Consider the following 12,312-nt stretch of genomic DNA (forward strand, 5'->3'; position numbering starts at 1 on the left):
CCGGTGCATGGCTCAGGTGTTGAGGTGCGCAAGCGCGGTGATGATGCGTCCGGCGGTGTCGGCGGGCCAGGGAAAGACGCGGCTCACGGCACGTTGGTGTGCGAATCCGTGCAGGCCGAACCACAGCGCGATCGCGTCGGCGACCGGGTCGGCGCTGGTGGAATGCCCGGCGGTGACGCAGCCGCCGAGGGCGTCGATGAGGATTTGCAGGGCTTCCCGGCCGAGCGTGGTCAGGTCCCGCTCGGTCACGGAGCTGTCGCCCAGCGTGGGTATCCAGAGGCCACCGAACATGGTGCGGGTGCCCATGATGCTCCTGGGAACGGGGCTCGCGGTCGGCACCGTCTACGCCACCGTCGCCGCCACCCGCGCCCAGCGCGGCGTGAGCGAGTCCGACGCCCTGTCCGGCAAGTTGCTCGGCGCTTCCTGGGTCAGCGCCTTCACCGCGCTGTTCCTCGCCATCACCGGCCTGGCGTACACCCTCGACATGCCCGACCTGCAGCCCATGCTCTGGCCCACCGGCTCCGGCCTCATCGTCGGCCTGATCTATGTCAGCGAAGGCGCCGCCCGCCGCAACCTGCTGCACTACGGCCTCGGCACCTGGCTCGCCCTGATCTCCACCGCAGCGCTCTTCCTCGGCACTCCTGGCCTCTTCTGGGTCCTCGCCATCGCCGGCGGCGGCGGCTATGCCGTCGCCACGGTCCTCGAGCGCCGTCGCCTGACCGCGCGCGCGAAGCACGCGCTGACCCATCCGGGATGAAGCGGAAGGTGATGTGATCGAGCGTCGGCGCCGCCCCTTCGAGCTCGCGGGCGCGGCGGCTCGCGCCGGTCGACACGGCCTTGCGCGCCTCGACGCATGGGCCGCAGTACATGCGCTCGCGCTGCTCCAGGTGCCAATCGCTGGCGCAGGCAAGATGGATTGAAGGGCATCGTGTCGATTCCAAACGGCCCGCCTGCGACCATCCCGAGCGCGGGGCGCCTCGATGCGCATGGCGAGCACCCCGCGACTCCACCTCTCCTCGGGATCGTATGTCGGCATGGGGCGCAGGATAACACGATAACCCGCGTGCACCCCTGCCGGCCACGCCGGCGACTTTAGCCCCCTCTCGCTCCGGGCCCCGGCACGACTCCAGGTCGCGACTTGACAGCTTCCCAGGATCCAGCACAATGGACGCCATTTCGCTCATCACAAGGGCCGCCAATCGACGAAGGAAGACCGTGGAGAGCAAGACCAAGAACACGAAGACACGCCCGCAGATCGCGGCCATGGCGGCCAGGGCCTTTGGCGGCATGACGCTCGCGGACGGCGACGACGCCGTGGTCGAGCTGAAAGACGGCTGGTTCAACGCGGCGTACAGCGTCCGGCTCGCCGATGGCCGGGAGGTCATCCTCAAGATCGCGCCGCCGAGAGACGCGGAGGTCATGTTCTACGAAAAGAACATCATGGCCACCGAGGTCGCCGCCATGCGCCTGGTCCGGCGAAACCCGGCCATCCCGGTGCCCCAGATCTACCATTTCGACGACACCCGCGACCTGTGCGACTCGGACTACTTCTTCATGGAGAAGATCGCCGCGGACAACCTCGAGCACGTGAAATCGAGCCTTTCCCCGGAGACGCAGGCGTCCATCGACCTGCACATCGGCGAGATCGTCCGGGCGATCAACGGCTTCACCGGCACCTATTTTGGTTACGATGGGAACCCGGACCTGCGCGCGAGCACCTGGAGAGAGGCGTTCACCAAGATCATGGAGTCGGTGCTGGAAGACGGCGCCCGGAAAGGCGTGGCGTACGACCAGGGCTACGACGAGATCCGCGCCGCCGTCCTCAGGCACGCCCCCGCGCTGGAGGAGGTCGCCACCCCCTGCCTGGTCCACTGGGACGTCTGGAATCCCAATGTCTTCGTCAAGGAAGGCAGGGTCGCCGGCATCATCGACTTCGAGAGGGCGCTCTGGGCCGATCCCTTGATGGAGGCCCAGTTCCGGCTGCTCGCTTCCGACGGCATCACCAGCAGCATGCGCGGCTACGGCAAGACCTCCTTCACCTCCGAAGAAGAGCGAAGATGCCGCTTGTACTCACTGCACCTCGCCCTGGTCATGAACACGGAGTGTCATTACCGCAACTACGACACCGACTCCGTCCTCAACCTCTCCAGGCAATGGATGGGTGAACACATGGCCTGGCTGAGCGCAAACTGAACGCTCATGGGCGAGAGCTCCAGGGTTGAAAAGCTGGGGACCGAGCGGGTCGGGAAGCTGCTGCTGGAGATGTCTTCCCAGACCACGTTCTCGCTGCTGGTCTTTACCGTCTACAGCCTCACGGACATCTACTTTCTCTCCGTGGGCGTCAACGCGCTGGCCGCAGCCGCGGCCTCGATCATCTCGCCGGTCCAGATCGCCCTCGGCGCCGTCGCCACGACCGTCGGGGCCGGCGGCGCCTCGGTGGTCTCCAGGGCGCTCGGCGAGCAGGACCTGGAGAAGGCCTCCCGGACGGTGGCAAGCACCTTCCTGATCTTCTGGACGGCGGCGCTCGCCATCACGGTCCTGGGCTCGGTCTTCATCGAGCCGCTCGTCTACCTGCTCGGGGCCACCGACAGCGTCGCCCCCTATGCCATCGAGTACGGGCGGATCATCTTCCTCGGCGCCATCGCCGGCACCGGCTACTCGGCCATCGTCAGGGCGGATGGCAACGCCAGGTACTCGACCGCCATGTGGATCATCCCGATCTGCGTCAACATCGTCCTGTGCTGGCTCTTCATCCTCATCTTGCAGATGGGCGTCTCCGGCGCCGCCCTGGCGACGGTCTGTTGCCAGGCCACCTCGGCCGGCATGGGCCTCCACTTCTTCTTTTTCAGGAAGAACCGCTCCTATCGCATCAAGGCGTCTTATTTCAGGCCGGACTGGCCCATCATCATCGAGGTGGTGAAGATCGGGTCCCCCTCGCTCATCAAGAGCGCCAGCGTCAGCCTGATCGCCATCGTCACCAACAACCTGCTCCGGCGGATCGGAGGCGACAGCGCGCTGAGCGTGTTCGCGATCGTGAGCCGGCTCTACTCCGGGCTGCTCGCGCCGCTGACGGGCATCGTCCAGGGGATGCAGCCGCTGGTGGGGTACAACTTCGGCCAGAAGAAGCTCGAGCGGGTGCGGGAGGCCATCCGGCTCTCCCTTGGCGCCGCGGTCGTCTATGGATCGCTCGTCTGCGGCGTCTGCCTGGCGACGCCAGCCGCGCTGATCGCCCTGCTCTCCAGGGAGAGCACGATCATCGCTGAAGGGCAGACAGCGTTGCGGCTGCTGGCGCTCTCTTACCCCCTGACCGGCGTGGCCATGGTCACGGCGGCCTCGTTTCAGTCGGTGGGCCGGGCCAGGGAGGCGCTGCTGCTCACCCTCGGGGGCATCCTGCTGGTCAAGCTGCCGGTGCTGCTGCTGGCCTCCCGCCTGTTCTCCCTGACCGGGATCTGGGCCTCCGAGGCGATCTCGGAGCTGATTCTTTGCATCGTCTCCTTCGTGCTGCTGAAGAACGCCCACGCTGGTTCTGGTCATAACATGGCAAGAGCGCCTGACGCGGGCTGAGCCCGCCTCCAGACCGCCGAAAAACGGCGCAGAGGCCATCTGCGTACCGCAAACGTGTCCATTGACACTCGTCGCGCGGTGCGGCTATACACACGGCCATTCGCCTGCTGGTTGGCGCCGTTCGTCTCAAAACACAGCAGGCCCGGACGTAAGTAAACAGAAGCAACGATACCAGCCGCAGCGCGCGGCTGAGGAGGGAGGCATCGATGAAGCTCTATGAGTTCGCTCCTACCCGCTCGATCCGTGTGCGCTGGGCGCTCCAGGAGCTCGGCGTGGAGTTCGAGACCATCCAGGTCAACCTCCGGGCCGGCGAGAATCGCCGCCCCGAGTTCCTCAAGCTCAACCCGGCCGGCAAGCTCCCCGTTCTCGTCGACGGCGACCTCGTGCTCACCGAGTCCGTTGCCATCGTGCTCTACCTGGCCGAGAAGTACCCCGACAAGGGGCTGCTCCCGGCAGACCCCAGGGAGCGGGCCAAGGTCAACCAGTGGCTGCTGTTCGCGGCGACCGAGCTGGAGCAGCCGCTGTGGCGCATCGCGCGTCACAAGTTTCTGTATCCGGAGGACAAACGCCAGCCGGGCGACATCCCCGTCGCCCGCGAGGACTTCAAGGCCATGGCCGACGTGCTGGAGAAGCACATGGATCAGCGGCAGTTCGTCGTCGGCGACAGCGTGACGGTGGCCGATCTCGTGATGGCCTACACCCTCGACTGGGCCAACGAGGCCCACCTCCTGGACGACTTCCCGCAGCTCCGGACCTACATGGATCGGATGTACGCCCGGCCGCACGCGGCCCCGCGCATCGCCCAGGCGTTCGCCAGCCTCAACGCGTGAGGGGCAGGTGGCTGGAGGAGCTCTCGTCCTCCAGGCCGAGGGCTTGCTCGCCGCCGCCGTGACGCAGCGCGCGCTCGGCCGCCACGCAGCGCACGCTCGGCGACCGCGCGGCGCGTCCGCGCGCCCCGTCAGGCCGGCCGGGAGATCCCCCGCGATGCCCGTGCGCGACCCGCGATGCGCGATGATAGAGTGGCGCGATGAGCCGCCGCGTCAGCAGCGACGGGACCGGGAGCCTCCAGATCCACTTCGCCTTCGATCGCAGGCTGGTGGACGTCGTGAAGTCGCTCCCGTCCCGCCGCTGGAATCCCGAACAGAAGACCTGGCGCGTCCCGGAGACGCACGTGGTCGCGGTGGTGGAGGTGCTGCTCGCCGAGGGGTTCGGCTTCTGCGAGGTGACGCAGCGCCTCTACCGGGAACGCGGCGGGGCCCTCGCCCTCGACGAAGGGGGCGTCACGCCGCTCCCCACCGCGGAGCCAGCCCGAGCCGATGAGCCGCGCAACGGGGACGCGCGGCCGAGGCCAGCGGTGGCCGCGTCCGACTTCACCGTTTCGAAGCTCAACGGGCAGGTCCGCGCCGCGCTCGAGGCGGCGTTTCCAGCCTCGATCTGGCTGGTGGGCGAGGTCTGCGGGTACAACCGGGCCGCCCACAAGAGCATCGTCGGCTTCGAGCTCGTCGAGCGCGACGCCCTCGGAAAGGAGATCGCCCAGGTCAAGGCGACCCTCTTCGAGAGCGCGCGCGCCGAGATCGAGCGGCGCCTCGCCGCGGCGGGCAACCCGTTCCAGATCGAGGACGAGATCCAGATCCGCGTGCGCGGGCGCGTGGAGCTCTACGTCCCCTGGGGCTCGTACCGGTTCCTGATCGAGGACCTCGACGTGGGCTACACGCTCGGCGAGGCCGCCCGGCGGAGAGAGGAAATCGTCCGCCGGCTCGCCGAGGAAGGGCTGCTCGATCGGAACCGCTCCCTACCCTTCCCCGCCCTGCCCCTCCGCGTGGGCCTCGTGACCAGCCTGGGCTCGGACGCCTACAACGACGTGCTCGGCACGTTCAGGGAGTCAGGCTTCGCGTTCCGCGTCGTGGCGCACGGGGTCCGCGTCCAGGGGCGGCAGACGGAGCCATCGGTCCTGAACGCCCTCGACTACTTCCGGGCGCGCGCCGCGGAGCTCGACGTGCTGCTGATCTGCCGCGGCGGCGGCTCGCGCACCGACCTCGCCTGGTTCGACTCGGAGCCGATCGCCCGCGCCGTCGCCACATTCCCCCTCCCCGTGGTCGTCGGCATCGGGCACGAGCGAGACATCTCCGCGCTCGATTTCGTGGGCTTTCGCGAGAAGACCCCGACCGCCGCGGCCGCGATGCTCGTCAAGCGGGTCTCGGAGGCGAGGGATGAGGTCGAGTCGTCGCTCCTGAGCATCCTCGACCAGGGCCGGCGGGTCCTCCGGTCGGCCTCGTCGGATCTCACCCGCCGGGCGGCCCGGGTCCCGCGCTCCGCGTCGCTGCTGATCGCGCGCCGCGCGGGCCAGCTCCAGGAGGCGGTCCGCCAGCTTCGCCAGGGGGCGAGGCGCGATCTCGACGCCGCCTCGCATCGGGTCGACGAGATGGCCTCGCTCCTCGGCCCGCGCTCGTCCCGGAGGCTCGCGCTCGAATCCGAGCGCCTCGAGTCGCGCGAACGGCGCCTGCGCCTCCTCGATCCGCGCCGCGTCGTGGAGCGGGGATATGCGATCCTGCGCACGACGGAAGGGGCGGTGCTCACCGACGCGGCGCGCGCACCCCAGGGGACGACGCTCATCGCCGAGCTGAAGCTGGGCGTGCTGCGGCTTCGCTCGGACGGATCGGAGGAGACATAGGGTCATGGCAAAGCCGAAGCGCGGGACGAAGGAGCTGTCCGACGGGGACACGGCAAGCCCGCAGCGCGCCACGAAAGAGGTCTCGTATGGCGAGGCGTCGTCGCGCCTCGAGGAGATCTTGCAGAACATCGAGGAAGGCCAGGTCGACATCGACGCGCTCTCCGCGCTCGTGAAGGAGGCCGCGGATCTGGTGACGCTCTGCCGCCAGAAGATCCACGCCGCGGAGATCCAGGTACAGACCATCACCGAGCAGCTCGAGCGCGAGGCGCCGGTGACAACGGACGCGGACGACGAAGACGAGGACGACGAAGACGACGAGTAGGCGGGCGCCGGCGACCCCTATGAGCGCGACGTTCCGGCCCGCCAACTACCGGGATGTCGGCGAGATGCTCGGGCTCTGGCTCGACGTCTCGCCGATCCCTGCCGGCCGCCTGCTCCGCGGCGGGCGATTCGATCTCATGACAGCGGCGAGCGACCTCGGTTTCCCCGGGACGATACTGAACCTCCGGCGCGGCGCCGATCCTGGTCACCTCACGGGAATCAAGGTTGTCCACGTCGCCGCGGAGGACGACATCGAGAACTACGACACGCGGCAGCGACGGGTGAGGAGCTGGATCGGAAAGGCTCTTTCCTCGCTCGCGGCCCCCGCCCTCCCCTGGCCTGTCTACGTCCACTGCACGTCGGGGAGAGACCGGACCGGGGTCGTCATCGCGGCGGCGCTGCTGGCGATCGACGTCCCGCGGCAGGTCGTCGCGGAGGAGTACATGCTCAGCGACGGCGCCGACCGCATCGCCATCGACCGGGCCATCGAGGGCATCCTGGAGTGGCTGCCGTCCGCCGAGGTCGACAGGGCAAGGCTGCGAGGCGCGCTGACCTCGGACGTAGGCAGCTGAGCCGCCGACACGCAGGGGTTTCCGATCGGACCATCGAGGCGACCCAGGTCACCCAGGTTGAGGTCGCGCCGGATCGGCGCGCAGGTCGCAGGGGCGGCGCGCGGGGACGGCCACCGGCGCCCGCGCCTGGCATCACGGCACGGCCGGGCGCCGGCGTGCGCCGTCCGGCGGCGGGCAGCGCTACGGCAAGCCGAACGCGAAGAGCGTGTTGCCCGGCGTGCCGATGCCGAAGCTCTCGTAGCCGCTCCCCCAGAACACCGTACCGCGCGTCACCGCCGGCCCGGCGTTGACGGAGCCGTCGGCCGGATGGCTCCAGAGGACGTCGCCCGTCTCGGCGTCGAGCGCGTGGACGTCACCGCTCATCGAGCCGCCGTAGACAACGCCGTTCGCGACCGTCAGCGGCCCCCTGGTCTGCGCGCCCGGCGTGGGATCGGGCGTCTGCCACAGGATGTCGCCCGTGGCGGCGTCGAGCGCGCTCCACGAACCCCAGTGGATGACCTCCCCGGAGGGCTGCAGCGTGTATTCGACCTGGCCGTTGTTGCCGATCGGCACGTAAATCCTGCTCTCGTCGACGGCGACTCCCCACATGATGCCGCCCAGCTCCCCGCCGGGACCGACCAGCGTGCTCCACACCACGCTCCCGTCGTCCCGATCGAGCGCCCAGAAGATACCGCTCTTCTGGCCGGCGCCGACCAGATCGCGGCGCTCCGCCCCCTCGCCGGCCGTGAAGAGCGTGGCGCCCGTGCCGAAGTCGTAATCCGGGCCCGCCGGATCGGGGCACCAGTCGCCGCCGAAGTAGCAGGCTCCCGTCCAGGCGTCGAAGCCCTGGAGCCGCCGCGCCCACTTCAGCGCGCCGGTGCGGAGGTCGAGCGCGAGGACGGCGTCGATATAGTCGTCCGGCGCAAGGCAGGCCTCGGCGGCGACGGCGTCGTCGCCGGCGGCCTCCACACACGCGGAGACGGACGGCGGCACGGTGTAGTTGTTGCCGGTGGTCACGTACAGCGTGCGGCGCTTGAGGTCGATCGCGGGCGCGCCGCCCCACACGGCGCCGCCGGTGTAGCCGGCGGGCACCGTGTAGCGCTTCCAGAGCACCGCCCCGGTCCCCGCGTCGAGCGCGACCACGCTGCCGCGGAAGCTGCAGCACGGATAGGCGTTGTCCGCCGCGAAGAGCTCCTCGCGCGAGGAGACACCCACGTACACGCGGCCGCCATGCACGACGGGAGACTGCGTGATGATCGCCGCGGGGTGCGTGTCGAGCTGCCTCTTCCACAGGAGCGCCCCGGTGCGCGTGTCCACGGCGATCATGTGCGCGCCGGCGAGGGTACCGAGGAACATCGTGTGGCCGTGGAGCGCGGGGGTCGTGCGCGAGACGGCGCCGGCCGTGCCCGTGAGGGCGGCGATCGTGCGCGTCCAGATCGGGTGCCCGGTCCTGGCGTCGAGCTTGTACAGCTTGCCGCCCCCGTCCGGAAAGTAGACAGCGCCGTGGTCGACGGCCGGCGTCGCGGGGACGATGCCGGTCGTGGTGAAGGCCCACTTCACGGCGAGCGATGCGACGTTCGATGGTCCGAGGTGGTGCTCGTCGCGCGCGTAATGCGTGTTGGCCAGATCGTAGCCATAGACGGTCCAGCGCCCGGCGCCCGTGCCCATGGCCGTGCTCCCCAGGACGACATTGAGCAAGGCAAGACATAGGGCGGCCCCGATCGCGGACCGGACCCAGAAGATGCGTTTCATGGTGCTCCTCCTGGGGCATCGAGGTGAGCGGCGATCGGCCTCCCGATACGCCAGTTCCGTCGCCTCTGCAGCACGAGGCCCCAAGTCTAGGTCACGCGGAACCGAGCTGGGCGTCAATCGGATAGAGAAAGGCGGCGCGGCGGCGCGGAGCCCCTTCCCATGGCTGGATACCGGGGTAATCTCGGCCCCTCGGGAGGTGGGCCACGAACCGGAACAGCACATCGAGTCCGCGCTCGCGGGCGACGACCACGAAGACCACTGCAGCGAGGAAGAGCAGCGCCGGGGAGCCGGAGAAGTCCGCCGCGCCGCGGAAGGCTGCCGCGCCGAAGGCTCCCGCGAGGCAGAAGGGCGCGGCGCGCAAGAAGAAGGAGCCGCCGCCCTCGCCGGTGCCGAAGCTCCTCGGCGTCCTGGAGTCCCAGAAGCAGCTCGGCGGCGCGTCGTACCCGCCGACGCTCGAGCGGCTGACGGAGCTGACCGGTGACACGCTCGCGGTGACGAGCAAGGCGCTGACGACCAGGGAGGCGAAGGGGCGCGTGCTGCTCTCCCGCGCCGCGGGAGGCAAGAAGAAGCCAGCCCCCAGCGCCACGCTGGTGCTGCTCGCGGAGGACCTGGAGGCGGTCGCGCAGTCCGATCGGCTCCTGGAGGTGCAGCTCCAGTCGGCGCGGACGGCCGACGCTCCCGCGGTCGACCTGGCGCAGCTCCCCAAAGGCCTCCTTCCCGCCCTGAGCCGCGCGTTCAAGGCGGCGCTCGATCAGCGCATCGCCGAGCGCCGGCTCCCCCGCACCATCGGCGCCTTGCTCGGGAAGAAGCCGCTGCTCTTCTTCCTCGCAGACGCCGTCCTCCCGGCCGCCGGCGCGCCGGCGCGGCCCGCCGCGATCGCGACCGACGGCGCTGCCCGCCCCACGGCCGCCGACGGCCCCGGCAGCTCGGCCCCCAGCAGCGCCGGCACATCGGCCCCCGGCGGCCCCGGCGCGCCGGCCATCTCCTTCGCCGATCGCTTCGACGCCGCCTTCTCCTCGCTCGACCGCGCCTCCGGCCGCCTCAACTACGTCACCCTCCACGCGCTCCGCGCCGCGCTGCCGGACATCCCGCGCGCCACCTTCGACGAGGAGCTCGCCGCGCTCCGGCGGCAGCGGCGCTACTCGCTCGACCCATCCGACGGGCGCCACCACCAGATGGCCGAGGCGGAGCGCGACGCCGGCATCATGGAGGCCGGGAACCTGCTCGTCTACGTGGCGCGGAGGGACGACGCATGAGCGAGGAGCCGACGTTCGAGCGCTTCCTCGCCGCGGTCCGGGGCACCAACCCGTTCCGCAGCCACCGCATCACCGACGTCGGGGGCGGCGAAGCCACGGTCGAGTCGATCCACAAGAACGCCTTCACCAAGCTCGTGCGCGTCGTGCAGGACGCCGCGAAGGAGCCGGTCAGCATCGGCGCGCTGCTCATCGGCGCGCCAGGCGTCGGCAAGAGCCACCTGCTCGCGCGGCTGTTCCAGTGGGCCGGGGAAGACAGGGCGACGGTCGTCTACCTGCACAACATCCTCGCCTCGCCCGAGCGGATGCTCCGGTATGTGCTCAACGCGACCGTCAGCGACCTCGCGGGGCACCGCGGCAGCGACTACACGCAGTCGCGCCTCTACACCGTCCTCAACCGCGCCGTCATCCGGACGGGCGCGCTCAAGGGCCGCAGGATGATGACGGGCCCGAAGGAGATCGAGGCGCGCAAGGAGGCGCTGGCCCGCCTCGGCGCCAAGATCGACCCGCAGAACGCGGTCATCCCCGTGCTCAACGCGTTCCTCACCGGGACGTCGCACGCGAGCCTCGGCGACGCCGGCGCCGAGAAGCGCGCCCAGGCGGCGGTGCTGTGGCTCTCCGGCGAGACCCTCGGGCCCGACGAGGCGCGCCTGCTCGACCAGGCGGCCGGGGAGGACGGCCTCGCCCTCGCGGACGACGCCGCGGTGGAGCGCGTCCTCCACGTCCTCGCGCACCTGTGCGCCCTCGCCGAGCTCCCGCTCGTGCTCTGCCTCGACCAGATCGACAACCTCGACGCCGAGGCCGTGCGCGCCCTGATGTCGTACGCGCACGCGCTGCTCGACCGGGCGAAGCACCTCGTCGTGATCGTCTCGGGCGTGAAGCAGTCGATGCTCTCCCTGCGCACCGGCGAGGTGATCCCGGCGGCCGCGTGGGACCGCATCGCGGAGCGGATCCTCGAGCTGCACATGGTCTCGCCGGAGGAGGCCCGCGCCATCCTCGAGGGGCGGCTCGACGCCGCGCTCTCCGGCTTCGAGGAGAAGGAGATCGAGGAGGTCATCGCCGCGCGCAAGCGCGATCGGCTCTTCCCGCTCGGCAGCGCGTGGCTCGAGCGGCGCCTCGACGGCGTGCAGGAGCTCCGGCCGCGGGACGCGATCCTCTGGGCGCGCGACCGCTGGGAGGCGCAGCAGGACCGGCTCGCGGCCGTCGGCGGCAAGCGCTGGCTCAAGGAGTGGCCCGGCCCCGAGGACGGGCCGAAGCCGCCGCCGGTGAAGCTGGAGGACGTCATCGACGCCGAGGTGAAGAAGAAGCTCGTCGAGGGCACGACCCGCCGCCGGCTGCAGCAGGCGTCGCTGCCGCCCGACGAGGACAACCTCGCGAGCCTGACGCACCACCTGCTCGCCAGGTGCGCCGGCAAGGGCGCCTCGACGCTCCTGAGCGTCGAGCACGCCACCGCGAAGAAGCGCGGCAAGGCCGCCCCCGCGCACCACCTCGTGGCCAAGGAGAAGCGCGCGGACGGCGTCATCGTGACGACCGGCGTGACGTTCCTCTGCGCGCCGAGCGGGCACGGCGCGCGGCTGCCGCTCCAGCGCATGGTCGAGGACACGAAGCACACGGACAAGCGCATCCTGGTCACCGACGAGGAGCGCCGGCCGCTGCGGCTCGGCGGCGCCGGCAAGGCCGCGTACGACGCGCTCTGCAAGCTGGGCCGCCAGCGCTTCCTCCACCTCCACCTCGACTTCGCCGGGCACGCGGAGCTCGACTCGCTGGTGGGCCTCCTCGGCGCCGCGAGGAGCCATGATCTCGAGATCGAGCACCCCCGCGGGCAGTACCGCAAGGTGACCGAGGCCGAGGTGCTGGCGTCCTTCGAGCGCCAGAGCCTCCTGCTCGCGCACCCGCTGCTGCGCGAGCTGCTCACCGAGGAGATCGTGAAGGGCGGCGGGGACTCGACGCCGCCCCCGGCGTGGGATCCGCAGCAGACGCGGGAGCACATCATGGCCGAGCTGTCGTGGCGCCTCGGCCTGATGGCGAAGGAGCTCGCGCAGATCTTCGCGAGCCGGAAGAAGCTGCACGAGAAGCGCTTCCCGGAGGTGTGGTCGCACATCAAGAAGACGGCGCAGGCGCTCCATGACGAGGGCCACGTCCACGCGACCGCGACCGACGACGACCTCTTCGTCCAGCTGCGGGGCAAGAAGTGAGGCTC

At 70.3% G+C, this 12,312-nt stretch carries 12 protein-coding genes; 9 read left to right on the forward strand and 3 right to left on the reverse strand.

Annotated features, from left to right (window positions below):
* Positions 1 to 12 precede the first annotated feature (12 nt).
* Positions 13 to 306: a TetR-like C-terminal domain-containing protein gene (locus tag WMF39_RS29670; RefSeq protein ID WP_437739851.1), complete on the reverse strand. Its 294-nt coding sequence runs from the start codon at positions 304 to 306 to the stop codon at positions 13 to 15.
* On the opposite strand from WMF39_RS29670, the gene WMF39_RS29675 reads away from it, so the two are divergent.
* From WMF39_RS29675 to WMF39_RS29705, 7 genes are all read left to right on the forward strand, one after another.
* Positions 305 to 757: an ABC transporter permease gene (locus tag WMF39_RS29675; RefSeq protein ID WP_437739852.1), complete on the forward strand. Its 453-nt coding sequence runs from the start codon at positions 305 to 307 to the stop codon at positions 755 to 757. The genes WMF39_RS29670 and WMF39_RS29675 overlap by 2 nt on opposite strands.
* A gap of 458 nt (positions 758 to 1,215) precedes the next feature.
* Positions 1,216 to 2,193: a phosphotransferase family protein gene (locus WMF39_RS29680; RefSeq protein ID WP_437739853.1), complete on the forward strand. Its 978-nt coding sequence runs from the start codon at positions 1,216 to 1,218 to the stop codon at positions 2,191 to 2,193.
* 6 nt (positions 2,194 to 2,199) lie between these two features.
* A complete protein-coding gene (locus WMF39_RS29685; RefSeq protein ID WP_437739854.1) occupies positions 2,200 to 3,564 on the forward strand; it encodes an MATE family efflux transporter in 1,365 nt (454 codons plus the stop codon).
* Positions 3,565 to 3,770: 206 nt separating this feature from the next.
* Entirely contained in the window at positions 3,771 to 4,394 is a 624-nt protein-coding gene (locus WMF39_RS29690) for a glutathione S-transferase family protein (RefSeq protein WP_437739855.1), read from the forward strand.
* 197 nt (positions 4,395 to 4,591) lie between these two features.
* Positions 4,592 to 6,235: an exodeoxyribonuclease VII large subunit gene (xseA, locus tag WMF39_RS29695; protein ID WP_437739856.1), complete on the forward strand. Its 1,644-nt coding sequence runs from the start codon at positions 4,592 to 4,594 to the stop codon at positions 6,233 to 6,235.
* A 4-nt stretch (positions 6,236 to 6,239) separates the two neighbouring features.
* Positions 6,240 to 6,557, forward strand: a complete 318-nt coding sequence (xseB, locus tag WMF39_RS29700) for an exodeoxyribonuclease VII small subunit (RefSeq protein ID WP_437739857.1) — start codon at positions 6,240 to 6,242, stop codon at positions 6,555 to 6,557.
* Positions 6,558 to 6,576: 19 nt separating this feature from the next.
* The gene (locus tag WMF39_RS29705) at positions 6,577 to 7,128 is read left to right on the forward strand and encodes a tyrosine-protein phosphatase (RefSeq protein WP_437739858.1); all 552 of its coding nucleotides are present in this window, start codon (positions 6,577 to 6,579) and stop codon (positions 7,126 to 7,128) included.
* Positions 7,129 to 7,308: 180 nt separating this feature from the next.
* On the opposite strand, the gene WMF39_RS29710 is transcribed toward WMF39_RS29705, so the two are convergent.
* Together WMF39_RS29710 and WMF39_RS29715 are read right to left on the reverse strand one after the other, a co-directional pair.
* On the reverse strand, positions 7,309 to 8,859 hold the full coding sequence (locus WMF39_RS29710; protein WP_437739859.1) for an outer membrane protein assembly factor BamB family protein: 1,551 nt from the start codon (positions 8,857 to 8,859) through the stop codon (positions 7,309 to 7,311).
* A 91-nt stretch (positions 8,860 to 8,950) separates the two neighbouring features.
* The gene (locus tag WMF39_RS29715) at positions 8,951 to 9,220 is read right to left on the reverse strand and encodes a hypothetical protein (protein WP_437739860.1); all 270 of its coding nucleotides are present in this window, start codon (positions 9,218 to 9,220) and stop codon (positions 8,951 to 8,953) included.
* Between the two features lie 25 nt (positions 9,221 to 9,245).
* On the opposite strand from WMF39_RS29715, the gene WMF39_RS29720 reads away from it, so the two are divergent.
* Positions 9,246 to 10,115: a hypothetical protein gene (locus WMF39_RS29720; protein ID WP_437739861.1), complete on the forward strand. Its 870-nt coding sequence runs from the start codon at positions 9,246 to 9,248 to the stop codon at positions 10,113 to 10,115.
* Complete coding sequence (locus tag WMF39_RS29725; protein WP_437739862.1) at positions 10,112 to 12,307, forward strand: hypothetical protein; 2,196 nt, start codon at positions 10,112 to 10,114, stop codon at positions 12,305 to 12,307. Before WMF39_RS29720 ends, WMF39_RS29725 begins: the two co-directional genes overlap by 4 nt.
* The last annotated feature ends 5 nt before the right edge of the window (positions 12,308 to 12,312 follow it).

The organism is Sorangium sp. So ce1504, assembly GCF_051521635.1.
Classification (GTDB): Bacteria; Myxococcota_A; Polyangia; order Polyangiales; family Polyangiaceae; genus Sorangium; species Sorangium cellulosum_B.